The sequence below is a fragment of the Nostoc sp. C052 genome (assembly GCF_013393905.1).
In the GTDB taxonomy this organism is placed as follows: Bacteria; Cyanobacteriota; Cyanobacteriia; order Cyanobacteriales; family Nostocaceae; genus Nostoc.
In genome coordinates, this window is the sequence record NZ_CP040274.1 from 267,779 (window position 1) to 294,746 (window position 26,968).

At 40.2% G+C, this 26,968-nt stretch carries 26 protein-coding genes and 1 pseudogene; 13 read left to right on the forward strand and 14 right to left on the reverse strand.

What is annotated here, in order from left to right:
* The first annotated feature begins 59 nt into the window (after positions 1–59).
* The 6 genes from FD723_RS36020 to FD723_RS36045 all read left to right on the forward strand — a co-directional run bounded on the left by FD723_RS36020 (position 60) and on the right by FD723_RS36045 (position 4,878).
* Positions 60–815, forward strand: coding sequence for a ParA family protein (locus FD723_RS36020; RefSeq protein ID WP_179069991.1), 756 nt, complete (start codon positions 60–62; stop codon positions 813–815).
* Positions 812–1,765, forward strand: coding sequence for a ParB/RepB/Spo0J family partition protein (locus tag FD723_RS36025; RefSeq protein WP_179069992.1), 954 nt, complete (start codon positions 812–814; stop codon positions 1,763–1,765). Before FD723_RS36020 ends, FD723_RS36025 begins: the two co-directional genes overlap by 4 nt.
* Before the next feature lie 175 nt (positions 1,766–1,940).
* On the forward strand, positions 1,941–2,453 hold the full coding sequence (locus tag FD723_RS36030) for a hypothetical protein (protein ID WP_372743835.1): 513 nt from the start codon (positions 1,941–1,943) through the stop codon (positions 2,451–2,453).
* 415 nt (positions 2,454–2,868) lie between these two features.
* Positions 2,869–3,828, forward strand: a complete 960-nt coding sequence (locus FD723_RS36035; RefSeq protein ID WP_179069994.1) for a ParM/StbA family protein — start codon at positions 2,869–2,871, stop codon at positions 3,826–3,828.
* 5 nt (positions 3,829–3,833) lie between these two features.
* Positions 3,834–4,124 carry a hypothetical protein gene (locus FD723_RS36040; RefSeq protein ID WP_179069995.1) on the forward strand — a complete coding sequence of 97 codons (291 nt, stop codon included), beginning with the start codon at positions 3,834–3,836 and terminating at the stop codon, positions 4,122–4,124.
* A 160-nt stretch (positions 4,125–4,284) separates the two neighbouring features.
* On the forward strand, positions 4,285–4,878 hold the full coding sequence (locus FD723_RS36045) for a DUF1003 domain-containing protein (RefSeq protein ID WP_179069996.1): 594 nt from the start codon (positions 4,285–4,287) through the stop codon (positions 4,876–4,878).
* A 189-nt stretch (positions 4,879–5,067) separates the two neighbouring features.
* On the opposite strand, the gene FD723_RS36050 is transcribed toward FD723_RS36045, so the two are convergent.
* Together FD723_RS36050 and FD723_RS36055 are read right to left on the reverse strand one after the other, a co-directional pair.
* Entirely contained in the window at positions 5,068–6,414 is a 1,347-nt protein-coding gene (locus FD723_RS36050; protein ID WP_179069997.1) for a hypothetical protein, read from the reverse strand.
* 89 nt (positions 6,415–6,503) lie between these two features.
* Positions 6,504–6,941 (reverse strand): hypothetical protein, encoded by a 438-nt coding sequence (locus tag FD723_RS36055; protein ID WP_179069998.1) that lies wholly within the window; start codon positions 6,939–6,941, stop codon positions 6,504–6,506.
* A gap of 270 nt (positions 6,942–7,211) precedes the next feature.
* On the opposite strand from FD723_RS36055, the gene FD723_RS36060 reads away from it, so the two are divergent.
* A complete protein-coding gene (locus tag FD723_RS36060; protein ID WP_179069999.1) occupies positions 7,212–8,324 on the forward strand; it encodes a phosphatidylserine/phosphatidylglycerophosphate/cardiolipin synthase family protein in 1,113 nt (370 codons plus the stop codon).
* On the opposite strand, the gene FD723_RS36065 is transcribed toward FD723_RS36060, so the two are convergent.
* Positions 8,309–8,452, reverse strand: coding sequence for a hypothetical protein (locus FD723_RS36065; protein ID WP_218651872.1), 144 nt, complete (start codon positions 8,450–8,452; stop codon positions 8,309–8,311). The two genes, FD723_RS36060 and FD723_RS36065, sit on opposite strands and share 16 nt — an antisense overlap.
* Positions 8,453–8,547: 95 nt before the next feature.
* Here FD723_RS36065 and FD723_RS36070 point away from each other — a divergent pair, with 95 nt between their 5' ends.
* Complete coding sequence (locus FD723_RS36070; protein ID WP_256875327.1) at positions 8,548–9,207, forward strand: alkaline phosphatase family protein; 660 nt, start codon at positions 8,548–8,550, stop codon at positions 9,205–9,207.
* A gap of 110 nt (positions 9,208–9,317) precedes the next feature.
* Positions 9,318–9,983, forward strand: coding sequence for an HAD family hydrolase (locus FD723_RS36075; RefSeq protein WP_179070000.1), 666 nt, complete (start codon positions 9,318–9,320; stop codon positions 9,981–9,983).
* A gap of 320 nt (positions 9,984–10,303) precedes the next feature.
* On the opposite strand, the gene FD723_RS36085 is transcribed toward FD723_RS36075, so the two are convergent.
* From FD723_RS36085 to FD723_RS36095, 3 genes are read right to left on the reverse strand one after another with little or no spacing between them, the layout of a single operon-like run.
* Positions 10,304–11,140, reverse strand: coding sequence for an LssY C-terminal domain-containing protein (locus tag FD723_RS36085; RefSeq protein ID WP_179070001.1), 837 nt, complete (start codon positions 11,138–11,140; stop codon positions 10,304–10,306).
* A gap of 36 nt (positions 11,141–11,176) precedes the next feature.
* On the reverse strand, positions 11,177–12,559 hold the full coding sequence (gene zwf / locus FD723_RS36090; RefSeq protein WP_179070002.1) for a glucose-6-phosphate dehydrogenase: 1,383 nt from the start codon (positions 12,557–12,559) through the stop codon (positions 11,177–11,179).
* An 11-nt stretch (positions 12,560–12,570) separates the two neighbouring features.
* Positions 12,571–12,846, reverse strand: a complete 276-nt coding sequence (locus tag FD723_RS36095) for a hypothetical protein (RefSeq protein ID WP_256875328.1) — start codon at positions 12,844–12,846, stop codon at positions 12,571–12,573.
* A gap of 507 nt (positions 12,847–13,353) precedes the next feature.
* Here FD723_RS36095 and FD723_RS36100 point away from each other — a divergent pair.
* Entirely contained in the window at positions 13,354–14,400 is a 1,047-nt protein-coding gene (locus FD723_RS36100) for a J domain-containing protein (RefSeq protein ID WP_179070003.1), read from the forward strand.
* Between the two features lie 48 nt (positions 14,401–14,448).
* On the opposite strand, the pseudogene FD723_RS36105 reads toward FD723_RS36100, so the two are convergent.
* The 3 genes and pseudogenes from FD723_RS36105 to FD723_RS36115 all read right to left on the reverse strand — a co-directional run.
* Positions 14,449–14,712 (reverse strand): annotated as a pseudogene (locus tag FD723_RS36105) (hypothetical protein); the annotation flags it as partial.
* Between the two features lie 91 nt (positions 14,713–14,803).
* The gene (iscB, locus tag FD723_RS36110) at positions 14,804–16,087 is read right to left on the reverse strand and encodes an RNA-guided endonuclease IscB (protein ID WP_179070004.1); all 1,284 of its coding nucleotides are present in this window, start codon (positions 16,085–16,087) and stop codon (positions 14,804–14,806) included.
* A 191-nt stretch (positions 16,088–16,278) separates the two neighbouring features.
* Positions 16,279–16,434, reverse strand: coding sequence for a hypothetical protein (locus tag FD723_RS36115; RefSeq protein WP_179069797.1), 156 nt, complete (start codon positions 16,432–16,434; stop codon positions 16,279–16,281).
* 161 nt (positions 16,435–16,595) lie between these two features.
* Between FD723_RS36115 and FD723_RS36120 the strand changes: the two genes are divergently transcribed.
* The gene (locus FD723_RS36120) at positions 16,596–17,447 is read left to right on the forward strand and encodes an Rpn family recombination-promoting nuclease/putative transposase (RefSeq protein WP_069074519.1); all 852 of its coding nucleotides are present in this window, start codon (positions 16,596–16,598) and stop codon (positions 17,445–17,447) included.
* Between the two features lie 172 nt (positions 17,448–17,619).
* Here FD723_RS36120 and FD723_RS36125 read toward each other — a convergent pair whose 3' ends face one another.
* From FD723_RS36125 to FD723_RS36135, 3 genes are all read right to left on the reverse strand, one after another.
* Positions 17,620–18,426, reverse strand: coding sequence for a hypothetical protein (locus FD723_RS36125; RefSeq protein ID WP_179070005.1), 807 nt, complete (start codon positions 18,424–18,426; stop codon positions 17,620–17,622).
* A gap of 85 nt (positions 18,427–18,511) precedes the next feature.
* A complete protein-coding gene (locus FD723_RS36130) occupies positions 18,512–19,210 on the reverse strand; it encodes a tetratricopeptide repeat protein (RefSeq protein ID WP_179070006.1) in 699 nt (232 codons plus the stop codon).
* A gap of 45 nt (positions 19,211–19,255) precedes the next feature.
* Complete coding sequence (locus FD723_RS36135) at positions 19,256–24,445, reverse strand: hypothetical protein (protein WP_179070007.1); 5,190 nt, start codon at positions 24,443–24,445, stop codon at positions 19,256–19,258.
* Between the two features lie 47 nt (positions 24,446–24,492).
* Here FD723_RS36135 and FD723_RS36140 point away from each other — a divergent pair, with 47 nt between their 5' ends.
* Positions 24,493–25,023 carry a hypothetical protein gene (locus FD723_RS36140; protein WP_179070008.1) on the forward strand — a complete coding sequence of 177 codons (531 nt, stop codon included), beginning with the start codon at positions 24,493–24,495 and terminating at the stop codon, positions 25,021–25,023.
* An 80-nt stretch (positions 25,024–25,103) separates the two neighbouring features.
* Here the strand turns inward: FD723_RS36140 and FD723_RS36145 are convergent, their stop codons facing one another.
* Positions 25,104–25,463: a hypothetical protein gene (locus FD723_RS36145; protein ID WP_179070009.1), complete on the reverse strand. Its 360-nt coding sequence runs from the start codon at positions 25,461–25,463 to the stop codon at positions 25,104–25,106.
* 246 nt (positions 25,464–25,709) lie between these two features.
* Positions 25,710–26,123: a hypothetical protein gene (locus FD723_RS36150; RefSeq protein WP_179070010.1), complete on the reverse strand. Its 414-nt coding sequence runs from the start codon at positions 26,121–26,123 to the stop codon at positions 25,710–25,712.
* A gap of 275 nt (positions 26,124–26,398) precedes the next feature.
* Here FD723_RS36150 and FD723_RS36155 point away from each other — a divergent pair, with 275 nt between their 5' ends.
* The gene (locus FD723_RS36155) at positions 26,399–26,968 is read left to right on the forward strand and encodes a hypothetical protein (RefSeq protein ID WP_179070011.1); all 570 of its coding nucleotides are present in this window, start codon (positions 26,399–26,401) and stop codon (positions 26,966–26,968) included.

Here is a 26,968-nt window from a genome sequence, read left to right on the forward strand (position 1 = left end):
CAGTATGTGACTGATACCGATATTGTTAAGTTGATGTCTTTATTATTTCTGTTCAGTTAATGAGCAAAGTCATTGCAGTTTTTAATCAGTCGGGTGGTGTCAGCAAAACTACTCTGACAATGAATTTAGGCTACCATTTGGCTCAAAGTCAGCAAAGCGTTTTATTAGTGGATATGGACCCCCAGGCTTCACTAACTACTTTTATGGGATTAGAGCCATCTGAACTAGATAAGACAGTTTATGAAGCTATTCTGGGAGAAGAACCATTACCAATTCGTCAGAATATACATGGGATGGATATGGCCCCCGCGAACATTAACTTAAGTGGCGCAGAATTAGAACTTGTTGTCGCAGATATGCGAGATATTCGACTAAAGGAGGCTCTTGAACCAGTTATCGCACAATACCAATTCATTTTAATTGATTGTCCACCAAGTCTCGGTATTCTTAGCTATATTAGCTTGGTGGCAGCCACACACGTACTCATTCCTATTCAAACTGAATATAAAGCTTTAAAAGGAACAGAACTATTGTTAACAACGATTGCGCGTGTCCGTTCTCGGGCAAATCGAAAATTACAGATTGCTGGAGTAGTTCCAACCATGTACGATAACCGAACTGGACAAGGCTCCCAAAGCTTACAGTCAATTACTAATTCTCTATCTAAGATTGGTACCATTTATCCAGCTATTCCTCGATCCGTAGCTTTTGCTGATGCAGCCCAAGAGCATATACCGTTAGCACTTTACAATTCTAAGCATCCATCTGTCACTATTCTCAAACAGATTGCTCAAAATTTGGAGACGTTGCCATGAGGATGAAGAAGCGTGTTAGTCAACCTTATGAAATTAAAGGAGTCGATGCTTTATTTGGAGTTGAAGAAGCAGTAGACAATAGTAGCGCTGCTTTCCTTATCCCAATAGAACAAATAGTTTTACCACATCAACAACCTCGTCGCTACTTTGCTCCTCAAGCCATGCTTGAGTTAGTAGAGTCAATTAAACAGCATGGAATTCTTCAGCCCCTTCTCGTCCGTCCTCAAAAGGATGGGAAATATGAACTAGTTGCAGGAGAACGTCGTTTCCAAGGGGCTAAAACTGCTCAATTAGAGTTTGTACCTGCTGTTATTAGGGAAATGACAGATGTTGAAGCACTTGAACTAGCACTCTCGGAAAATCTCCAAAGAGAGGACTTAAACCCAATTGAGGAAACAGAGAGTATTGTTGCTCTCTTAGGATTAAAACTTAATCAAACCACAGAATCAATAGTTGCTTTACTTCAATCAGCAGCTCATCCAGAACGAGAGGCCGTGGATAACGTTATCCACAGCCAAGAATGGCAGTCTCTACTTGAGGTATTTAACACAATCGGAAAGTTTTCCCCCGAAAGTTTTAGAACCAATCGTCTCCCATTATTAAAACTTCCTATAGATGTTATGGAAGCTCTCCGCTCAGGAGTAATCGAGTATACTAAAGCCAAAGTAATTGCGCGGATTAGGGATGAAGCCCTACGTAAATCATTACTGTCTGATGCAATTCAAAATAATTTATCTTTAAGTCAAATTAAAGAGCGTCTTGCTAAAATTCAAGCAAACACGCCTGGAAATACAGATAAAAAATCATCTTCTTTAAAAAAGAAGATAGATGAAGCCTACAGTAAAGTAAAAAAATCAAAGGTTTGGGATAATCCCAATCAGCACAAGCGATTACAAAAAATATTAGTAGAACTTGAAGCTTTATTAGTTGAAAGCAGTGATGATAACTGAAACTACATTTAGTATGGCAATCAGCATTCCTAAAGTCATTCCTTCAAAATAGGCAAATGGCGATTAGATTGTTACGGGAGAAGTGCTTTCTACAACATCGATTCCTTCACCTTGGCAGCAATGATGGCACACACCAAGATCAAGAGTGATTGGTAAAAGATATTTACAAATGATAATGCAAATGAGATTTTTACCCTCAATAATAACTGCACTAACGGCACTGACACTAACTAGTTGCAGCACTACTACTGCTGAACAGTATGAAGCTACAGCACTCACCAGTTACACCTGGCAAGTTAAGTATGCGAATAACCTAACTAGTCAACCACAACCACGCATTGAAACCTTTGCGAATACTTCAATATTGAATAGGAATGGATTGAAACCACCAGGAGCAGTTGTTGGACCAGATGACCGAGGGTTATGGTGGCCTACTTTACCGCCGCGACCAAGTGTTGATGAAGTTGAACAACGTAAAAAATCTCAAGAAGAGGCAGGTAAACCTGAATTGATAAAAGATGTTCAGTACAAACTGACCTACGGAGTGGGTAATTTACAGAAGACACTACCTACTAATTATGATGTTTATCGGCAAGTAGTAAAAGCTTACGCCCAAAGAACTCCTTTGGAATTGACTTTGGGTGTGAATGATAATTCAGTAGAAAAAGCTGAACCTGTAAGCAAGTAGTAACCCACTCGTTACGTAGTCAGCAAGAAGTTAAAGATCAAGACTGAATTGCTTTTCAACAAAAAATTGATAGTAAAGTATAAATCAAAGAGTCAACGATGATCTAAATTAATTTCTGCTGCATTGATAAAAAGATTTCAAAAAATCCTAATGGGGGCTATATAGGGGCTATATATACCCCAACAATAACTCAAGACTTTGATGAGATTTTGACACCTATATAGGGTATATATAGGTGCTAAATGGGGTATATTTGACTGATTAACATTTTGTACCCCATTTAGCCCCCAAGGGGTTATGATAAGCTCTTGAGATTAGGAAAAAAAGGGGAAGTTATTTTATTCTTCTTTCTCTTGCCCTTGCAGATAACTTGAACAGATAACTTTCACAAATAAAGTGTATTACCTTTGTATTTATGTCAAACATTCACACGTTACAAAAAATTTTTCCTGCGGGTTTCGATAACGGTTACGGAAGCCTAAAACTTTTAGTCGAAGGATTTGAAGTAGTTCGTGTCCCCAGCTATATAACTAATGCCGAGATGGAAGATGTTTCAGGGCGCGTAGTTTTTAACGGCACTGCTTACACAGTTGGAGAGTCAGCTTACCGTACAGGAAATTATTTTGACCGCAACACAGACAATAATGAAAATAAAGTCAATAATGCGTTGTTGACTTTATTGGGTGCATTGGCACATCTCCCACACCGTAAGGCTTGGCACTTAAAATTAGTAGTTAGCTTACATGACGTTGGTCTGGCTGAAGAATTACAAAAAGTACTCAATGGAGAATATCAGCCAATACTTGCTGGCAAACAATCAGACGTGAAAGTAGAAGTCCTGAAAGTTGTACTAGAGGGAATGGGTGCATTGTTTGGGCATCCACTACCAAAAAAATTAACCATTTTAGACTTTGGCAATGGAACAACCCTGTATTCTCGTTACAACCGGGGTCAACGAGAAGTTCACACTGCCTACCCTATAGGTGTAGAAGTTCTCATCGATGATATCTCCCAAAAAATGAAGCATTTAAATGGCGGAAAAATTGGGGATGCCTCCAAGATCCGATTTTGTCTGGAAATGGGGCATACCCGATACAGCCGGGACATTGATATCAAAGATGTATACAGTACTTGTTTGAAAGATTGGTATGAAAAATACTTGAAGAAAGTGGTAAATCTCACATTGGATGCCAAGCACCAAGGTGATGAAATCTGGGCGATTGGTGGAGGCTGCCTCTTACCAGGATTTAAGAAGCTGTTGGAGAAAAACGGCTTCAAAATCCTGGACAATCCGGTAGAAGCCAATGTCTTTGGGCTTTTAGAGATGGCAAAGACCATTTCTGCCAAGAATCCAGCATCTACATCTATTAAGTGATCGCAATGGCAGACAAACTTGACTTAACCCCAGAAAAAGTTCGGATCAAAGATAGCTACCGAGAGCGGATATTTGCCGAATCACAGCAATTAGGTAAAAGTTACCTGGAGACGCTTTATTTTATTATTGATTGCTATTTTGCTTTCAGAAAGGGTGCATTCCCGACACAACAAGCGACTTTCACGCCAATTAATACAGAAGATAACAAACTCTCTTCAAGGACTGCAACTCCATTCGCTGAGGAGGAAGAAGAAGATTCTGATGGAGAAACATTCAGCCTTGACTTTGATTTGTAACGGGAATGTATTGGCACAAGAATGCAACAGGTTTAGCACAGTAAGTTCAAGATTTGAGTTTATAATCCAATCCGACTTCAAGACTTTGAGTTTAAGCAAGCAAAGTAGGCCAGTTAATCTAATTTTTGAAAGGCACTATTAATTACAGGACATCGAAATTATGAAACTTGGTGGCATGAATGAGGAGGAATTTGAATATTATGAAGACAATAATCCAGCACTGTCTAAAATCATACAGCGTAACATTCGGACTCTGATTCGCCTTCGACTTCAGGCTGCTAATAAACGAAATCTACAAGACCGAATTGCGGATATGATTACTTCTTTTTCAGGACATATAGTTTTTGTTTACGTACATATCGTCTGGTTTGGAGCTTGGATTGTTTTGAACACAGGAAGAATCGGCGTGCATCCGTTCGATCCATTTCCCTACGGACTATTGACAATGGTGGTATCGCTGGAAGCAATTTTTCTGTCAACATTTGTGTTAATTAGTCAAAACCGCCTCAGTGAAGAAAGTGAATATCGAACAAACTTAAATTTACAAATTGCGCTACTGACAGAGCATGAAGTCACACGAGTATTACAAATGCTTGATGCGATTCAAGACAAAATGGGCATTGACAATGATGAAGACAGTGAGCTTGCTGATTTAGAAATGGAAACCAAGCCCGAAGATGTACTAACTGAAATTGAGCGGCTTCAGCAGTTAGCACTGAAGAGAAAAAAGCTGATTAAACATAATTCGAGATAAAGACTTTTTTCAATTTGATTGAGCGCAACCCTCTATAGAGAGATATCTTTTTAATCCCCTCAAATAGTACTCAGCGATGCCTACGGCTGTAAATTACGCGCTTTTCACTCTTGCAGCTGCTAACTGTAAAATCCAGATATTCAAGGGACTAATTTTTGTAGTGCAGATTTGAAAGATACATCGTTCCTGCTAGATAATCTTTTTCTGATTAAGCTTTCGGATTTCTGCAATTACACCATCAAGCCCACGATTGCCATAAATAATTAGCAATCGTTCCGCAGATAAGTAACTTAGCACAGGGTTACGAAATTTTTTAATATATGTTGTATCTGTAGGATTATAGCCAAACTGGGGAGCGATCGCTTTCAATTGCTCTTGAACAGTGGTAACAGCCGGAATTGATAAAACAAAATCGGCATCTGACAGGTTATGCAAGGCATATTCAGCCAGGAAGTTAGTAAGTGAAGAATTTGTACTCAGCGCGAAACTGCCAAGCTTACGGACTATCGGCAAACGTAGATGGTTTTGCTTATCCATGAATAAATAACCTTGAATCACGGGGTCAATTCCAGCAATAATTGCAGCCGCACGTAACCAGTTAACTACCTTGTACTCGTTACCGAGAGTGGGAGATGAGTGAGCGCAAGCTTGAGTAATCACAAACTCTGGGGATAACTTTCGCTTCATCGTCTCTGCCAAACTGATGATGTGATGACCACCAGTTCTAGAATCGCCCGACGCACCATAATTGTCTGTTTTACCATTCCCACCGAAGTTCAACTCCTGGAACTCAGTGCCTAAAGCGTTCCACTGAAAGACGATTGATTTTGCCCAGTCATGCCAGATTGGTGCTGCAATTAATAGGTCGTTACTGATATAAATGTCTGAATCTACTTTACTTTCACTATCTGGATTGACAATTGGTAAACCATTACTGTTTGTTTGACCATATATTAGCCGATAGTTACTCGCAAAGCTCAAATTACTAATATTATTAAATGCTTCATGTATTGGTAGTCCTCCGGGATAAGCATGGTGACTGTTATTTCCACTTCCAGGTGCAGAGAAAAAAGACTGGGGAAGTTGAGGGCAGACACTACCATCATTGCTAACTGGTGGGAAAATTCCAGCTATTAGTCCACCTGGAAAGGTCATATCGTCCACAGCATCTACCAAGCCGACTTTGAGCAATTGCTGTACAATCTCCTGCTTTCTGCGATTGCTTAACCCATATCTATGCATGATACAGGTTGTGGGATTATCAATTGCATCAAGTGTGGCTTTTCTCAGTTTGATATCTTTTATTTTCTCTGTCTGGTTTACCAAAAAAATTTTCGCTGACTGCACTAAGGGGGATTTTTCAGCAAGCCTAATCGCTTCAGTATTACCCACTCCCAATACCTGTTGGTTGGTGTTATTGCTCATGAAAGCATATCCTTTGGGTCTGCCTTGTTTCTCCTCTGCTCGTAAAGGTGTGACAAACAATAATAAGCTTAAGCATAAACTTACTAATAATAGAAGATGAGATGATTTCATGCAGATTATCAGCCTTTAGTTACAAAAGATTAATCCTCTATTGCAGTTGCCTCTAGAAAATTTACTTCCTAGACGCAACTGCGACTTATTTAGGTGTAAATTGGCCCATGTGAATCTTGGCTACGAATGGGAAATTCTACAAAACCCACTGGATGATGAGTAAAATGCAGTACAGACAAACCGGGATTATCTTCTGTCGCATAGGCAATAGATGCGTCTATGTATTCACCCTGTAACCGTGCTAGTTCTCCGGCGATGAATGGTACTGGATCTACTAACCCTTCATTATCTCCGAAGCGAATAGCTACAAAAATTTCCTTGCTCACTTCCAGTCCTTCTGGAAATCCCTCAGTATGCTCTACCTGAATATTGCTTAAAATTAAATGCTGATGATTCGCACCATGATGATTTTCTGGAGCCGGAAACAATTTTTCAATATCCCCAACTACTCGAATTAGTGGTGCGCCCAATGAATGCTTGAAACGATGATGATTTAGGTATCTTGTTGCTTTGGTGAACTTGCTCATAAAACACTACCTTTTCGAGTTGAAAAATTTTACTAGATACTTTTGAGTCAATCACGAAGCAAGGCTTTCAAAAGTATACATGAGATACATTTTTACAAATCCACTCATCCTCAACTTAAAACTAACTTAAACTCTAGATAAACAAATATTAATTTATCTGGTTTTTAGATAACCTTCAGATTTATTTAATATCTTTAATTCACTTATTTGTCAAACTACTTCATCAATATGGAGTACAGTAAAAGCAAATACCTCAAACAGGGCTGACTTATGTCGAAAAAAGTGAGTTCAGCAATCAATCCGACTTTCTTAACAGATGTAAATCATGGTGGAAATAAAGGGCAACCACTTTTGATTGCAGAACAATTAGCTGAGTTTATTGATGGAGCAAAGTCAAATCTGCACATTGCAATCTATGATTTTCGTTTAACGGAATCAACTCTTGCAGAACCCGTAATTACAGCACTTAAGAACAAAGCCCAAGCGGGTGTCAAAGTCCGAATTGCTTTTGATCATGGAAAACCTGAAACTAAAACAGTTGATGCTTTTATCGCTAGTGGCAGCGATCCAGCACCGAAAGGAACCAAAGCATTCCTAGAAAGTGTATTTGAGGGAACTCAAGTTGAAATAAAGAGCATTGCTGGCTCAAAGCTGATGCATAATAAATATGTCATCCGAGATGTGAATACCAGTGAAGCAACTTTATGGACTGGTTCAGCTAACTTTACAGACGATGCTTGGACTTACCAAGACAACAATATATTGCAAATTTCTTCGCCCCAGCTTTGCTCATACTATGAAACTGACTTTCAGGAATTGTGGGTGAGTGGCAATATCAAGACCACAGGTGTTGGGGATACTGGTAAAGTTTATATTGCTTCAACTGAAGTTGATTTCGCCTTCTCCCCAGGAGAAGGTCAGACCATTGACCACATCATTTCTAGTTTAATTGGTTCAGCAAAAAAGCGAATCAAGATTGCTTCCATGATGATCACTTCTCATGCAATTCTCGCTGCACTTGATGATGCCCTCAGACACAAACAGGTGAAAGATTTTAGTGGAGTATACGATGCTACACAAATGTCTCATGTGGTGAAACTTTGGCTCAAAACTGAAGCAAGTGTCGGTGTTGCTGAAACTTTTAAAGAGGTATCATCTCATCTAGTTGGGAAGCACTCCGAGCCTTATAAACCAGATAGCAAACACAATTTCATGCACAATAAGGTTGTGGTCTGTGACAACATTGTGGTCAGCGGCAGTTTTAACTTTTCTCGCAGTGCCACACAGAATGCTGAAAATATCGTTGTGTTACATGATGAAAGCTTGGCAGAGCAATATAGCGATTACATTGACCAATTGCTGATGCACTATAGTAAAGTATAGTCACAGCAGTCAAGAGTATTCTTTTCTACCTCTGTCAGAGGTAAGTTTTTGATCGGCTTCATCGTCCCAACTTGATGGTCAATCAGAAGCATGGCTGAGTTTTCTTGAGTGAAATCAAAATATTGCATTATGCTATTTTCCTATTTCCTCAAAAGAAGAGCGATCGCAGCCAACCTCTAACTCAGTAACATAGGCTTTCGTCTCTTTTAGTTTAATCGACCAATTGTCACAAAAGGGGCTGACTTGGAAAGGGTATTTTGAAGATATTCCTTCTCCAGGCTCTAAGTCCGTTGTCGCTCCCAGTCTCAATCGTGCATTATATGCGGTTAAACATAATGGTTTTATGAACTTCAAAAACGTGCAAGATGACCCGAACTTACCCAGTAAAATAGTCGGGATTGACCAACTTATTACCGACCTGAAAAGTAATAAAGTTCCCAACTACAGCCACATCATCTTCAACCAATGTCATGAAATGCACGGTTTAGCAGAGTGTCCCCAATTGCACAAACTGATTCAAACCGGCGACACGATGATTGGAAAAGTTGTGAATCAAATCACCACTTCTAAGTTGTGGGCTGAGTCTGGCAATAATGCAATTATTATTACCTGGGATGAAGATAGTAATCCTCATGACAAAGCTCAAATTCAAGGTTGCTGTGGTTTCGACCCTGATAGCAAGGCTAACTTTGGCGGCGGTCACATTGCAACGATTGTGATTACTAATCACGCCTCACGGGGCATTGTAGATAACACACCCTATAATCACTACTCATTGCTACGAACTACTGAAGATGCTTTTGGCATCTATGAATACTTAAACTCTGCTAATGACACGACTAGAGGAGTTAAACCGATGACCAATCTATTTGTGAAAAAATAATCAAGATATAATCTACTACACCAACTCTTTCAGGATTCACAATTTTATAACTGCCTGGTAGTTTCATTGTTGACCTGTAATTTGATAAAATTTGCACAGTTTCATAGATTATGCGTTATTCTGTATTGGCTACTGACTACGACGGCACACTCGCAACTGACGGTCATGTGCATGAAAATACTTTGGCAGCACTTTCACGTCTACGGAATTTTGGTTACAAACTCATCTTGGTGACAGGTAGAGAACTAGATGAATTACTGCAAGTTTTTACACAAGTAGATTTATTTGATTATGTCGTGGCAGAAAACGGCGCTTTGCTGTATTCACCAGCTACCCGTCAGGAGAAACTATTAGCTTCGCAACCACCAAAAGAATTTATCAAAGCATTACGCTCGCGCCAAGTCAAACCCCTGTCAGTTGGTCGTGTAATTGTCGCCACTTGGCATCCCCAAGAAACCATAGTTTTAGAAACTATCCGCCACTTGGGATTAGAATTGCAAGTTATATTTAATAAAGGCGCAGTGATGGTGCTACCATCAGGAATTAATAAAGCCACAGGGTTAGCAGCAGCTTTGGAATATATGCATTTATCACCTGAAGATGCAGTCGCGATTGGCGATGCAGAGAATGACCATGATTTCGTAAGTATTTGTGGTTATTCAGTAGCAGTTGCCAATGCTTTGCCAATACTAAAAGAGCGCGTGGATTTTGTGACTAATGGTAGTCGAGGCGATGGTGTTATAGAACTAATCGAAAAACTCATCTCCTCAGATTAGTATGCCTATGGCGACAAACTAAGCCATAAGATGGTTCCATTCTCAATATAATCTACATTCTTATCATTACTTATTGCGAAAATATTAAGCGCTCATTTTAAGTCTTGGAAATAAATCAAACAGTAGCGGTGAAATACTCAATGCTACTAATGCTGGTAAAAAAGCACCAATGACCGAACCAAAGTAAGGAATTATTTCAAATAAACCTGCAATAATCCCAAATGGTAGTGCTGACGGAATCCCCAAAATCAAAATTTCTTGAAAAATAAGTTTAGCATTTTGTGCATTTGCATAAAATTATCCTGTTTTCTTGAGTTGAGCTATTTAAAATAGTGTCGCAGCCATGACCACAGTTGATTTTTGAACTTAACAGGCTCTGGTGATGGTGAATAAGTTGATGGTTTTGTTTGAGCAATATTATTCATTGAAAGTACACAAATAGTTAGTTCGCCATCTGTATAATATCTGTCACCTCCTCCGTTACGACCAACCCATGTGGCCCCTATACCTGTGACTTGATATAATTGGGCAATCTGGTGTGTCAAATCAATACTTTTAATTACGTTATCTCTTTCTTGATCAATGTCTGCGTCAATATGGTGAGTAATCTGTCCTGTGCGGTGGCTAAGTTCCACGCTTTGGTCAAATGTTGCTGAACCTAGCCATAGGGGTCTACTATCAGCATTCAGGTTATTTGATTGCCACAAGCGAACGTGATGTCTAGTTTTGGCATTGTTTCCTATAGGTAGTTCAAAAGCTAAATCCTGTTTACGTCCCCACAGATATAAATTACTTACAGGTGCAGTTGGGTAAGAATCCTTGAGGAGAACACTTTTAGCAATTCCAACACTTGAGCGTAAGGTGATCGGGTCTGCCGGATACCAGCCTGCTGCCAGTAGCGCCTGCACCACTTCTGCTGTTGTACCGACAAATCCAATATTCAAAGGATCTCCAGAGATCCCTTCTGCCGTTTGCGTTGTTTTCGGAGAATGTTCCAGCTTGGGGTTATGTTCGTAGTGACGCCACAGTGCTGGTAAAACCACATAACTTACCAGTCCATATAAGCCGAGTAAACCAACTGACGTTCCAAAAATATACCAAAACCAATGTCGATGTTTTGGGTGTCCATCACTATTTGAGTTAGAGGCTTGTTGCATTTGAATTCGCTGACCAAGCTATATTGACTTTTTTAATTAATCATCTCTAGCTAATGGGTTGTACCACTGATCCCTTGGCAAGAGCAGTTGATCTGACTCAGGTGGACCCCATGTATTTGGCTCATACTCATAAATTGGTGTGACGTTATCGAGAATTGGCTGGACAATCCGCCATTCCTCTTCTACGGTATCTTCTCGTACAAACAAGGTGGGATCGCCCCGCATAGCATCACCCAATAGACGTTCATAGGGTTCCATCTCGTCGCCACCTCCGTAAAAGGCTAGGAGTTCAACCGTAGAGCCGATCATATCTTCTCCGGGGATTTTAGTGCGAGCGCCCAATCCCACAATTACCTCTGGATCTAGTAAAAAACGAACATAATTACCGTTTTCTTGTCTTCCCTCCTGGAACACATTTAAAGGTGGACACTTGAACTTGACCATCACCTCAGTAGTTTTGACAGGCAATTTCTTCCCAGCCCTAATGTAGATGGGAACTCCTGACCACCGCCACGTATTAATAAATAACCGCACGGCAACAAAAGTTTCTACTTGGGAGTCAGGCGAAACACCTTCTTCGTTGCGGTAATCAGAAAATTGACCGCGAATAATATCATCGGGTTGCACTTCCACTATAGCTTTGAGAATACGCTCTTTTTCATCCCGGATGGAATCAGCAGCCGTACTGGCGGGAGCATCCATACACACTGAAGCCAATATTTGCAGCATGTGGTTTTCCACCACATCCCGAATTGCGCCAGTTTCCTCATAGAAGCGCCCTCTTCCTTGAATGCCAAAGTCCTCTGCCATCACAATCTGGATGCTTTCAACATAGTTGCGATTCCAGATGGGTTCGAGAAAAGAGTTGGCAAACCGAAAATAGAGTAAATTCAGCAGTGGTTCTTTGCCCAGGTAATGGTCGATGCGATAGATGGATGATTCGGGAAAAACTGATGCCAGAATTTGATTTAACTCGCGTGCTGATTTCAAATCCCGTCCAAATGGTTTTTCAATTACCACCCGCGCATTTTTAGCACAGCCTGATTCGCCCAATCCTGACACTACTTGTGCAAACAAGCTCGGTGGAATTGCCAAATAGTAGAGGGGATGAGTAGCATCACCAAGGGCAAGACGTAATTTTTCGTAAGTTTCTGGTTTGTTGTAGTCACCAGCAACGTATTGGAGTAGACCAGAAAGTTTCTCAAATGCGTCTTGATCTATACCACCATTATGTTCTAAGCTATCACGTGCCCTTTCCCTAAGTTGATCCGTTGTCCAAGATCGTCCGGCAACCCCAATCACTGGGACATTGAGATTCCCCCGTCGTACCATTGCCTGAAGGCTGGGGAAGATTTTCTTGTAGGCCAAGTCACCTGTTGCCCCAAAAAATACCAGTGCGTCTGAATCAGGAGTTCCCATGACTAACCTCTTTAAGAATTAGCTTTTTCATCATACCCGCCAAACTGATAGCGCATGGCTGACAAAAGTTTCTCCGCAAAGTTTGCTTCTCCACGCCAGCTAAAACGAGCAAAGAGGGCGTAACTTTTCACCGGAGTCGCTACAGATTCAATTGCTGCGTTCGCATTCTGGCGACCTTCGCCAGAATTTGATACACCACCACCAAACTCTTCTAAATTGCGGCTTGTCAATAAGGCGATCGCTGTCAACCAAGTTCCATAGATTTTTCGCCTTCTGGTTTTGACCAATAATCTTTACCATAATTTCTTGTGTCAATAAGCTTTAACTCCTATTTTTAAATGATTCTGGAAGTCCCTTAAGGCTTTGCAGTGGTGATTGCTTCTAACTATTGGAGTAATAATAATCTCTTGGGTATGGACACACATGTAGGTCTATTATTTGCCGAAAAATGTACATACAAATACCAAGCTTTGTATATTCTTTACATTCTTCTCCTTTCTAAGCAATATTTTTTATAAATCAGTAGTTGACCACAAAAAAAGTGATAAAGAATACATAATTTCCTTGTTGAATGTTGCGATCGCCTCGCCATTCTCACGCTTCTAGAGTAATCATCAAATGAGAAAATTACCACTGGGTAAATCGGTAAATCGTACTTTAGGCACGGGAAATTCTGCCGAATTTGTTAAAAACTTCATTTAAGTTCGTGGTGTATAATCCTTGAGATGTCTTTTTTCGCATCCCTAAATAATGCGATAGTTATATTTTAAACTTTCTACTTACATACGTATTTCATGCCTCGAAAAACTACAGTCCCATCGCAATCAATTAAAGTAACTCCGCTGGCTCTGTCTCAATTACATATCCGCTTAGAATTTTTAGAAAAAGAACATCAATCACTACTCAAACAGATCAAGAGAAAGCGCACAGAACTGAAGAACTTTGTTGAACAGATGCGTTCTTTTGGCACAGAATTTCTCAATAAAGCTACTCCCAGTTTCCGAAAAATGGCTGAGTTAGACCAGGAGATCCATGCTCTGTTTGAGGAGATTTTTACTACTAGAAAGTTCGGTAAACAAACCCTCAAAAATATACAAGCAGTTTACCGTGACCTACAGGTAACTGGAGCCATCAGTCTAAAACCCAACAGCCAACAGTTAGATACATTAAACGAATCGTTTGACAATGAAGATTCCCAATCAGATTTTTCAAAGGAAACTAGTGAACAACAGCATCAATCTTGGCAAGGACAACAGTCTGTAGACTCTGCCTCTTTTGTCAGAACAGATGACCAAAGAAAAATTCGTCAAACATTTCTAAAATTAGCTGAAATCTTTCACCCTGATAAAGCCAGAGACAGTGAAACACAGAAGTCTTACACAGAAATCATGAAAGAAATCAATAAAGCCTATCAAGAGGGGGATTTAGCAAGACTTCTTGAAATTGAACGAAGTCAACAACCCTTAGAAATTATTGACAATAATAACGAGGATGATTTAACCCGTAGATGCCGAACTCTAGAACAGCACAATCAAATCCTTCTGGCTCAATATGAAAAACTGAAACAGGAACTGCGTTTGACAAAAAATACTCCAGAAGGAACGATGGTTTGCGATTCTCGAAAAGCTGCTAAAAAAGGCATTGACGCTATGGCTGCTATTGTAGAAACAATGGAATCTCAAATTAACGTCGTTTCTGAGATTCGGGATTTTGTTAAAGACTTTAAAGAAAAGAAAATCACTATTCAAGAATTTCTTGATGGCCCAGTTTCTTTGCGCTCCACGGACGAGTCAATTATGGAAGATATTCTTGAGCAAATGTTGTCAGAGTTAATGAGATAGTAATTTAATTATTATTGAATAATATTTGAAAATCCTAACGTAACAGGATTATTCAAAAACTCCTGCTCTTTCAATAATAAACCATTCATGATATAAAACTGCTAAAAAAAATTCCTCTCCCTTCAAGCGATCGCATACCGCCATAAATCCAGAGAAAAAAGGATCATCTTCATAGGTAGTATCAGACAGAAAAACAGTTACACAGTTGTTATCCATACTCCAGATACACCGGATTATGGTGATATTAGGATGATGTGATTTATCTACAGGTAATAATATCGGGCATCCTTGAACTGACAAAAATTCTGGCTGTTCATCAGATTCCTCGCCCCGTGGAAACCCCTTTCTTTAGATATGGGGGTAAGGGGCAGGCGATTTTAATCGCCGTGTAACTTAACTTATTTCAAAACGCATAACTATACCCGTCCTTTTTGTGAATGGCTAAACAATATTTATGGCTAATGCCTTGAATTAACCCGTTCTTGGTAGAAATATTAAAACTGCCAGTACTTCTAACTGCTACTCTCCCAATATATTCACCAACTTTTTTTCCCGTGGTGACAATAGCTTTGATAATGTCTCCAGTTTGGAAACCTTTGACAAACTTAAATCTAGGTACATAACGAGACGGAAAGCCGTATTTATCAGTACGGCACGATTGTCTAGAACCATGCCCATTAGATGTAATGAATAGTGGCTTAACTCCTTTTATATTTAAAATTGGAGTTGAAACACCCACTGCTGCCGCATCAATCCAGTGTGATTTCTCTAAATTTTGTTGGCTACGATTAAATTTAGTTAAACCTCCTGAGCCTGTTTCTACTGATAAGCCTGTTCCTTTTAAAACCTCCAGTAATGCAAATCTAGTCGTATTAACTGCTGCTGCATCTGCTAATGGTCTTTTAGCTTGTTTCAAGATTTTCTCTAACCTAGCGGGATCTTTCTTGAGGAAGTCTTTAATGTCTTTTGTGCCTTTTTTGATGTTACATCTTCCACAACTCAAAGTTAAATTTGTAATTGAATTAGAACCCCCGTTCGACTTTGGCTGAATGTGTTCAACCTGAAATGGAACATCCTTCACACCACAATAAGCACATTCTCTGTTCCACTTCTCAAGCAAATATTCACGAGTCTCAAAACCTTGTAGAGTCCCTTGTTGGTATTCTTTGCCCTGAATATTGGGATCGCGCATTAGTTGCATATCAAAGCGAACTAGTTCTTGGCTAATTGCTGTTATGGGTGCAAATCTCCGCAATCTATCAACCCAGGTTTTAATATTCTCTACACGACTTTGCAAACTGGGTGCAAGCCATCCTTGTGGGCGGGTTCTGTTTAAAAAACGTGGTTTACGATATCTGGTTTTCCTTGCTCGTCTACTCCGCCTTAATTGTCGCCTAGATGTTAAAGCATCTCTAATTGCAAAACCACGATGCTTTAGTTCGGCTGCAAATACAACCTCGCCAGTAGCGTCGTTGACTAATGCAAGTCCTGTCACCCTTGCACCGGGATCTAGTTTTAATCTCAGAGATGATACGGAAACTTCAGCGCTTGATTTACGGAGGATCAAGGTGAATGGAAATTGCCTGTAAATTGCTGCTTTTTTGTTTCTTAGTAATTGCCTCGCTTGTGCTGGGTGAATTGGATTAAGTGGTCTTTTTTCTGAGTCAATTAAAAACACTTTGGACATTTCTGCCCCTCCTTGCGGGTAATGTTAGCTTCGCCAAAGTTATCGGTCGGTACTATCCAAATTGCACTTCCTTAACCCTGTTACAGATGTTTAACAATTTGGTTTTAGAGCAGGAAACTAGCTACGCATCCCCTGGTAAGTTCTTGAACACTTGCCGATAACATAGTTAGTTGAACTTAGGCTGGTCAGATTCAGGTTTTTTCAAGCCCCCGATTTATCGGTGGGGTTTCTGACATCTGAGAACTGATTCCCAATCTTCTGGCCCCTTCATGTTTCTCAATAATTCTATCCCATCTAACTGCCTTAATTTTTTCTAGGCTTTCTGCTGATAAGTCTGATAATTTCATAGCTTGTATCTCATGAAGTCTGTTTTAATAGCTAATATACATAAATCAGATTATCATCTCTTTATTCTAGTGGATTGCAGAGATATTTAGTATATGCAATACTGAGCTTTAGTAAAAATCTTAACCTGAAAATAGAATGATTGTTATGAAAGTTAAATATTATGATTGACCACGACCGCCTTTTCAAAGAATTATTATCTACGTTTTTTATTGATTTCCTTGATTTGTTTCTACCTCAAGTAGCCAGCCAAATAGATCGTAATTCTATCCAGCTTTTACCGCAGGAAGTATTTAATGATGTCACTTCTGGCGAAAAGAAGGAAATTGATTTACTGGCGCAGGTGCGTTATCAACAGCAAGATACTTGTTTTCTAATTCATGTTGAAAACCAGTCTTACACTGAAACAGCCTTTGCAAAGCGGATGTTTAAATATTTTGCGCGCCTACATGAAAAGTATGATTTACCGATTTACCCAGTTGTAATTTTTTCTTTTGATGAACCCAAACGCGCCGAACCCCAAAATTATCGCGTCACCTTTGGAGATTTAAAAGTGCTGGAATTTCAGTTTGTAGCAATCCAGTTGAATCGTTTAAGTTGGCGCGATTTTCTTACGCAGCCAAATCCGGTGGCGGCAGCATTAATGTCAAAGATGAATATTTCCAAGCAAGAACGTCCACAGGTGAAGGCGGAATGTTTGCGGCTGCTGGCGACCTTAAAATTAGACCCAGCAAGGATGCAACTAATTTCTGGCTTCGTTGATACGTATTTGAGGCTCGACGATACTGAGAAACAGGTCTTTCAAGCGGCAATCAGTACAATGGGATTAGATGAACAGGAGGAAATTATGGAGATTGTTACAAGTTGGCAACAGGAAGGCGCTCAAAAAACAAGAGAAGAGATTGCATTAAATTTACTCAAAAGAGGAATGATTGTCCAAGAAATCTCACAAGTCACGGGTTTAAGTCTTGAACAAGTTCAGCAGTTACAAGCTCTTCTTTCTCAAGAAAATTAATGTCAGTTGTACAGATGGGTGAACAAGATTTTGAGTGCGATTACCCTGACAACGAATCGCACCCAAAATCTTATTCAAACCACAACAGAATTAACAGACTCTTTATAGGAAAAACCCCAGTAAGGGCAAAAACGAATTTTAACAGACTTAATCGGTTCATTACAGCACAAAGTTACTCTTCCTCCTCCTCGTCATATTCATAATCCGCATAGTCTTGACCGTGTTTTTCGTACCACAAACGTTCTTCTTCTTGAGCTGCCTCTCGCTGTATCCTTCTCCGTTCTGCCATCTCTGCTTCTAGGCGTTCTTGCTCTAATTTCTCCTTCTCAATTCTTCCTTTCAAAAGCCTTTCTCGCTCTTGGGTTTCTTGCTCTACCCTCTCCCTCTCAAGTCTGATTAATCGCTGCTCAACTCGTCCACAGTAAAAATCTAATGCTTTACCAGTCGCGGCTCCGGTAACTGTACCACCCACTAGAAATATGAGTCCGGTTTTCCAGCCTTCAATCGGGCCACCACTCCATTGCAAACTTTTTTGATTGAACCACACCAGCACAGAGAAGACAGAAATTCCAACTACCGTATTGATCAGCGCAAAAATTCTCGGTGTCATCTCAGTCTGTCGCAGGATCAGCCACTGTCCCAGGCAAAGTATTGCACCAAAAATCACCGTAGCGATCCCGCTCATGACCAAATGATCTGGATATCTGAACGGATCTAGCGCCATATTAATAATTAATGGTATAAATATCAGCGCACAGAGCAAAAAGCCTATTAATAAGCCAACAACGCTTATCAAGCTCCAGTAGCGACCGAGATAACCGAGGCGGAATTCCAATATCCACTCTTGTACGGGGAGCATTGTAATGTAAAACGCGATTCCTGCACTGACGTAATCGAGCATTGGCAGTTGTTTTACCTTTATATTTAGCGTATTTGGCATAGCCGTGCCAAAGCGGACAAGAGCGTCAATGACCTTCATTATCAGGATAATCCTTATCTAATAAGGCTTTTAAGCTTATCCCGGTTTTCAGTTCGCCTGTTGGCCTGTTACTCAAGCCCCATTCTCATAAAACCGCTTCAAAACCTCTAGTAAAAATACAGTACGTTATATTTCCTTGGGCTTCATACAAATCGAAAGCACGAAACAAATCTTTTTGGGCTGACTCCTTATCGCCTAAATGAAACCTTACTGTTCCTCTACCGCAATAAGCTTCTGGGCAATCAGGATTGAGAAGCAATGCTTTCTCTAACTCTGCAAGTGATCCTGGCAATTCTCCCAATAAAAAATGGATATTTGCTTTGTTTATGTAAGCTTCGATGCGGTTAGGGTCAAGTGATATTACTTTGCCAAAATCCTCCATTGCCGCTTGAAAATCACCAAGATAATTTTTATAGATTTCAGCCCGATTTAGATAAGCCTCAATGAAATTTGAATTAAGTACAATCGCCTGATTATAGTCCTCAACAACTTTAGGAAATTCTGATTTATGACAGATTTTTAATCGAGCCAAGCCCCTGTTATTATACCCTTCCGCTAAATTTGGGTTCATCGCTAATGCACTATTGAACATTTGAATCGCACCTTCGTACTTGCCAATTTGAAACTGAATCATTCCTATGGTATTGTGGACTTCAGCGTAATTAGGATTAAATAGTAATGCTTGCTCAAAACATTGAATTACCGCCTCTATGTTCCCAGCTTTGAGATATTCTAAACCTTGATTATAAAAAACTTGTGCTTCTGATAAATTAATTATTTTCATAACTCATTTATAATTTATTAGATTACTAGTGAAATTTATCAAAATTTAGCTCTGTAATTCTACATCCTGCTCTTTCTTTTGAGCCAAAGCTTTATCTACCTGAGTATTCGCATTCTCGAAAGTTTGTAACACTTCTGAAGTTACTTTGTTAATTTGCACTTTGCCTGCTTCTAGGCTCAAAATTACATCACCGTTTTTGTGGGCTAAAGCTAAATTTTTGGTTTGGGCATTGAAGCTCAAATCGTAAGTTTTTCCATTGACGAACGTAAAACCGTCAGGTGCAGGTTGCCCCCAGACCATACCCACCTTCTGAGCAATTTGTGTGAGTCGGCTAACTGCTTCTAAGTCTTGCTTATCCTTGGACATTGCCGCTGTTGCTTGGGGTGATAGCTGTCCACTAGTCTTAAAAGAATTGGCGACTTCTACAATCCCTTGCTTGTAGGCTTCCGGCTTGCCTAGTTTATCAACAGCACTGTACCACTGTCTCAAGTCATCAATAGTTACGGATGAATTTTGAACTTCTTGGGTGGATGTCACTTGGCTTTGTGCTTGGGAGAATGGCACTATTTTTCCATCTATATAATCCCCAAGCGGCTTGATATGCAGCCCCCACACCTGTTGCTTACCAGTAAATAATTCACTCAGTGCTTTGGCAGAATGCTTCTCCATCTGCGCCCATTCCTGTTGATAGTGAGGGTCGGCGATCATTTGTTGTGAGATTTGGTATTGTTTTCCTACGTAAAAAGCAACTTGTTTGCCGGAGCCTGTGGCTAGAGCAATATCCCCCTCCTTAAATCCATACTGTTTGTAAGGCTCATAAGCTCTAGTAGTGTGAGTTCTGCCATATCCGCGCATGGCATCAATGCAAGTATTTACAGGTAGTGGGTTCGGCTCACCATGCATCATTAAAGGGTAGTTCATGGGAATTGGTTTACCTTTGATGGCTCTTGGGGCGACATTTTGAATATCCTGGGGTGGAGTGGAATATCGGCTTTGCTCCTTCTGGGATTGTGCTGTTTGTTCTGGTGGTTTCAAAAACTGCGGTCGTGTGGCAAGGGAGCTAACCTTTTGCTGATACTCAAGAGTAGACTCAATAATTCCCCCGAATTTCTTGGTCATGCTCGACAAAGTTTTGGCAGGAATGGAGCTATCAACCAAGTTAAAGACCGTTAAACCTTTTTTAGTTTCCCTGATAACATCTTCTGTTGGTACTTGCTCCCATTCAACTTTTTGAGCAGTTAACCATTTAGTCACAGTATCAGCTTTCTGGTTGTCAACAGCCAAGCCCATAACTCCAAATTTTTTGTTTGATTCTGTAGAAAATAAGAAAGTAGGACGCTCTTTAATATGATGTAGAATTGGCTCACTACTATCAATCATCTGCTGTTGTTGAGGGTTAACTGATTGAGTCCCAAAAGCCTGAAATTCCTTCGTCCATTTCTGCGGATATTCAACGGTATAAGGGTCAATTTGAGCGCAAATAACAGAAAAATTACTTTCAATAATAGTGGGTGCGGGTGTAAGTTGTCCGGTTTTGAGCAATCCAAGCTGTCTGAGCGCGTCTTTGTCTTTCTTAAAATGTAATACCCCCAAGGGTTCACCATTGAGAAATACTGCATCTCTAGTTTTTAAAGGTGGCGTTTCGATAGTCAGTTTTCGGTAATCTCGATCCGAGAATGACTGACCAGAAAAATCATAAAAGTTGATTTTATTGATTTTGAGGAGATTACCATTTGGGGACTCACCCAGCACAAAAGCTTGATCTCCAGCTTCAGAGATAGAAGTAAGTTTCAACTTCAGGGGATTACCATTTTTTAGGTAATCAACTTGTTTTAACTGCTGGATAGAATCACTGTCTAACTCACCCAGAGTCAAAGCATCAAGTTTGATTTTTACTGTTTTATCAGGAATCGGCACAGTGCCAAATTCTAAGTTTACGGGTTCGGCGTTAAAAACAAGTCCTGCATAAGAGAAGTTCTTGAGTTCGCGGATAGTAATTTCAACCGGCTCGTTTCCTGGCAGTCCAATAGTTGCTGATGCTGTGGCAGGTTCTACCCCAACCATACAAGAGAGCGCTTTCGTACCAATGGGAAGCTGTGCGGTTCTGGTTTCGAGCATGGCGAATTCCTTATATTCGCCATCAGCATCCTGTACAAATAACAATCTGGAAACATGGCGCTCATGCCTAACTGGGTGGTGGCTAGCCCTAATTTCTATCGGGTGCTTTTCGTCTGGGTTCCACTTTCTACCCAAAAATTGATTCGCTTCATTATTCAGTGTGACTAACTTTGGTTCGGTAAATTGCAGTTGCTCCAGGCGGGAGATAATTTCATTGGGGAAAGCAGCAAAGGCGAAGTTAGAAACTTTTTTAGCGATCGCTTGGGGGTTTGCATTTTCTTTTCTTGCAACTTCGAGTTCATCCTGGCGGGATGCACAGATGTTCCAAGCAGCGGCGGCGGATGCAAGTTTTTCTGACTCTGGGATAGAAGCGTAAAATGCGAGAGCCGCCTCTTGTGCCTTGTCGAAAAGTAATTTAGTTTGGCTTCTAGTAAGTTCTGGTTTTAGTTCTAGGAGTTTAGCTCCCTGCATGGTCATCCCCGCCTTGAGATTGTAAGGAACTTGCGATTGTTGGCTAACTGTCCCCAGGTTGCGGTAAGCAGGTTTTCCATCTTTGCCAACCTCGCCATCTATCTGTGCAACTGCTAGTAATTTATGCGGGCGTTCACTGTTTGTGAATTTAATCTCATCTAGGCGAATATTAAGTGTCTGGGCTTTCCAGATTAGGGGATGCCCGTAGCGGGTGAGATTGGTAATTTCGAGTTGCGTTCCTGAATCCGTTTGAATAATTGCGCTAGGGCCAGACTCTGTTTCTCGCCGTCTTGAGGCACGAACCGCAGCATTGAACTTCAGATCAAATTCGTATTTGGCAGCGATCGCTGCAAATTTCTGCTGTGGTGTAAATTCTACTCCTTTGAACAAATCTTTAAACTGGACGATGGGGCGCGATTCTAACTGTGATTCTTGGAAATATTTATTGGTTTGGCTAATCAATAATTCTACTGGTGAGTAGCCCTTTGGTGTTATCCCCGTGTTTAAATAAACTGAACGCGACTTTTTATCTTTAATATAATTAACATCACGATACAAGTAGCGGCTGTTCTCCCGGATTTTATCCATCTCAGGTTTTTTAGCACTTTTGAATAAATCAACCGCTATTTGGTTTTGATAACATCCTTCTTCAATCATGCTCCGGTACATTTGACGGTTAATGTCCATCGCTTGCTGGATAATTTCGGGAGTTCTTTGAGAATGAGCAAGTTCAACAACCCCTTGCATATAAGGCTTGTATTCTTCTCGAATTAACTTTGGCTCTTTCTGGCGTTCTTGCTCAAACAGGGTTTCGTAATGGTTAGAAACTTTGTCTAGATAATTTGATTTCTGCTCAAAAGTACCGTAAGTTTTTAGTACCTCAATTTCTGATTCTAATGCTTCCAGTGCAGTCACTTGATTGTTGATTATGCCCACGCTGATGCTATCACTCATGTGGATAGCGATTTTTTCAAAAGGGGGCTGGGTTCCATCTTCCAAATAAAATGATTGTTTTTTGAGCTTAACCGTGGGGGAATAGGCGTTTTGGGGAAGATTTCTTCGCTCTGCCTCTGCTGTTAAATTGGGATATAAGCTGGCTTTTGCTACACCAATGCAGTCGCCATCGTAGTCTCGTGCTTGGCGTTCTGATTCGGTTTCTGCCGGATCTATAAAATCAACATCAATCCCTCGTCCTTCTAACTCTGTAATTCTTTGCTGTATGCGCTTGTGGTCTTCGTCATTTACTACAATTATGCCTTCTAAGGGTTCACCATCTGGAGCAACACGGTCTTTAATGTGTTTATTAGTAGAAACACACAAGCCATTAGAGTTAAGAAAAGGAGAGCGAAAGTTAAGAACTTTTTCTCCTTGCTCCAGCCAAGGGGCACAGATTTCACCATTTTTGAGTTCCTTGGAAGGAATAATCATTGCTCGGTCAAAAGTAAGCGTTTTCCCAATAGCAATATCTCGCCACTCACTTTGTACAAAACGACTTAATTCCTGTTTGACCTTCTCAGTTTCTAATAGCTGTTGATGACCAAGTAAATCAGCTTTAATGAGTTTGTACATAAACAAGTCATCTTTAGCACTCTCGTCATCCAACTCCTGATCTGCATCTAAGTCATCATTTGTCTCTAAGTTTTTAACATTTGTTTCTTGATTGATAATGTCTGATGTTTTTAATTTACTTTGGCTCAATGATTCTTTACGTTTTTCGTATCTTTCACAATAGTAAGCAGCAACAATTCTTGGGTCATCTTCAATAGAGGCTAATCTTTGAGCTTGTACCTCTAGTTCTTCAGCAAAATCTTTAATTCCTTGGGGGAAAGATGCCAGCAGTTGGGAGATAGACATCTGACCTTGTTGAGATTGTGCTTTTTCAGCTAACCAAATATTTTGCTGATATAATCCTGGTTGAATTTGAGGTTTAGTAGGACCTTTGGGTCTATCCTTGTCTGTTCCCTTAAAACTGCTTACGGGAAGAATTATATCGATTTTTGGTTCATTTTTAGAATTTGCATATTTTATTCTATCTAGTCTGTATGGTCGCAGTGTTCCTTTGCCAAAGCGATATTCAGTCGTATCTTCTCCAACTCCATCTACCCAACCAAATCGATGTTGAATTACACGATAGCTTTTATCTGTTTGGGATTCCCTTAAGGTTAGCTTGTCATAAAGTTGTGTTGAAATCTGCCCATAACAATCGCCAACTAATTTATATGCCAAATCATTCGATAATATCCCTCCATTTTCACCCCTGTTATCAGTAGAATCATCTACTACTAAAATGTTTAGCTTTTCGTGAATCGCATTTTTACAAGCCCCAAGGAAGATAGAACCATAAGCACCCCGGTCTTTACTATCTGGACAAATTTTTTGAATCGTTTCTAAACATTCTTTATCTCCATAAAGTAAGCGAGTCTTAGAAGACAGTAATAAAATTTGTCCATCTGGATGATTCTTTAATTCTTCAGCAGTGCTGTATTCATCTGAATGTCCAAATGAGAATTCTTTGTCAGGAAAGTAAAATTCTAGTAAAGTATTACTGAGCTTTTCAGTTAAAATTGATTGAGAGTCGGTTCTGCTATCGTCTATATAGATCCACTGATTTAAACGAGGGTCAAAATGCTTTAATTCCAAAGTCATAAGATTTGAAATTTGATGAATATTAATTAAATTTTTGAGAGGTTTTTATGTCAAGGATTAAGCGTTGGATAAATATGAATAATGAAGAATTCAACCCAGATGGAAGTTTGAAAAGTGAAGCTCGGCAAGAAATGTTATCCAAAGGTGAAGATCCAGGAGCAATTGATAGTTATGCTCGTAGAGCAAAAGAAGAGTATGACGAGTGGAAACACCTGGACGAGACTGATCCAGAATCGTGGCCAATCTACACAGCCTACGATTTCTTCACTGAACAAGAAAAAAAGGAGTTTAACCCTGATGGTTCTCTCAGACCTGAATATGTAGAATATGCTCAGAAAATTGGTATCAGTGAAAGTGCGCTGGAACAGCTTGAGTGGCGTAAGAAAATGGAGGTTGATAATTACAATAAAGTGTCTGCCGATCATGTAGAACAAGGCATCAACTTTGGTGCATGGTTGATGAGAGGAAGGATTGGAAACAGCAGAACATACGTCCAACGTCGGCAGCAGATGGAGCAAGACCTGCGTAACTTTGAGCCGGGAGACAGTTTGCCTTTCGACAAGGACACAGCATTTTAGGCGGGAGCGATGCACAGTGAGTGATAATATAAGCTGAAAGCATTATCAAACAAAGCTCTCAGCTTTTTGGTAAAATCCTTTTAATGAGGTTGAACAGCAGGTGGGTTGACAACAGCCGCAGATGGTTTAACAGAGCGAAATGCCCCATTGAGAAAGGCAATCATTCCTAAGATGGCGAAGGCTGTAATGATTACTCTTTGCAATGAATTGAATGCCGAGCGTTCTTTGATTACTTCAGCCCACATTACTTGCAGTTGGTCTTGTGTTGTTTGCTTTGAAGCCAAATAATAGAGAGCTTCAATACAAGGGGATATGTCTTCCCCTTCTTGAACCTTCTGATACAACAGATTTTCTAGTCGCTCTTTCTGTTGAGGGATAGTGAATGAGTCTGTTGACTTTTGAGGGTGTGTACCGTTGTGGGTTGGTAATTGTAGTGTCATAGCTTTAGTTCAAAGTGGGAAAAAGGTGTAGAACAAATATTTGGAATCAAAGAAAATGTTAAAGGGTACTAGGTCAGGGGAAAATTCTATCCTTTTCCCCTTATCCTCTTCCCTTCCTCCCTGATTCTTTTTTATAAGAACTACACCTTTAGAGCATGTGGAAACGCTAACTAATAAGCCAAAGTTTAGGTCTTTTATTTCCAAAAAATCAATAACCAGGAGTCTACAAAAAAATCGTACTTTTGGCTAAATTTGGATTTCCATGTCTTCTTCACTAGAGGATTGAAACTGGTTTTGTTTCAAGGCAAGTACTGATGGTTGATTTGGTTGAAAGGGACTTGTGCCGTCATTGAAGATTTCTTGTGCAAGTGTGCGACCATCCCCGTCAGTATCGCTCTCCAAGATATATCCCACAACGTGTTTAGGCATTCCTGCTGTTATGGCTTGGGCTAGTAAAGCTTTAGTAAATTCTGGTGATGCTTCACTCTCGCCCAAAACTTGCAATACAGACTCAGCATCAGTAGTTGTCATTTTGGTGATGTCTTTAACTTCGGCTTCTTGCCAAACGTCATCAAAAAATTCCACTGAACGTTCATCAAAACTTTGAGACGCAGCAAATTGGGCTAGCTGTTGGGTATAAAGTTCTTGGTCGTTATTCATATATTTATGAGTCGTGATGGAGCAATTTAATAGTTGAATTCAGCGCTGCGCGAAGAGTTGATGAAAATCTCGCACAGCTAATCATGGCTAAGAAAAATTTCGCCGCAGCCCAAGCAGTTGAGTTGTACATCGGCAACTATCGGTTTGACCAAGCCCCGTTGGGGCGGGGTATAGGGTGTAGGGTGTAGGGGAACAAACAGCCGCAACAACTAGCGGGTCACTTGCCCCATCTTTTCACTCTGGTTTGTAGTGGTAAGGGTTTCAAGCCCCGACCAATGCCGTCTTCCTACACCCAACACCCTACCCCCTACACCCTTCTTGGCGACGCGATTAGAATTGTTGAAACTGAAGAATACCGGATGTCTCAAAATCATATCCTCGAAACAATCGGTATAAATAAGAACTGGTTGAGCAGGTTACAGTTTAGCTTGCCTCGTGTGAATAAAACCCTTATAGAGCAAGGCTTAAATCACGTTACAGTCCATGCGGAATATACGGTTAAAAACACAGTGACACGTGCTGTAACGTGGTCATTAAAAGACGTTCGGATCATCTGGCGTTACTTTGATAAACAAGGAAATCATCAAGCAGCAATACTGGTTGATGCACTTGCTGAAGATTCTCTAATCAGCAGGTTTAATCAAGTTTGGGGTGAGCAACGCCGGATAGATGATTGTCGTATTCTGTCTACACCTTGCCCGTGGACTAAAATGTTTGAAACTGAGTTTGAGGAGAATTTGGCTCGGATTAGTAAGCTGCATAAAAAGCACATTAAGAATGGCTTGTACTATTGGGAGTTCATTTATAGTTGGATGACAGACACCAGAGGAAAAAGCCAAACTTGA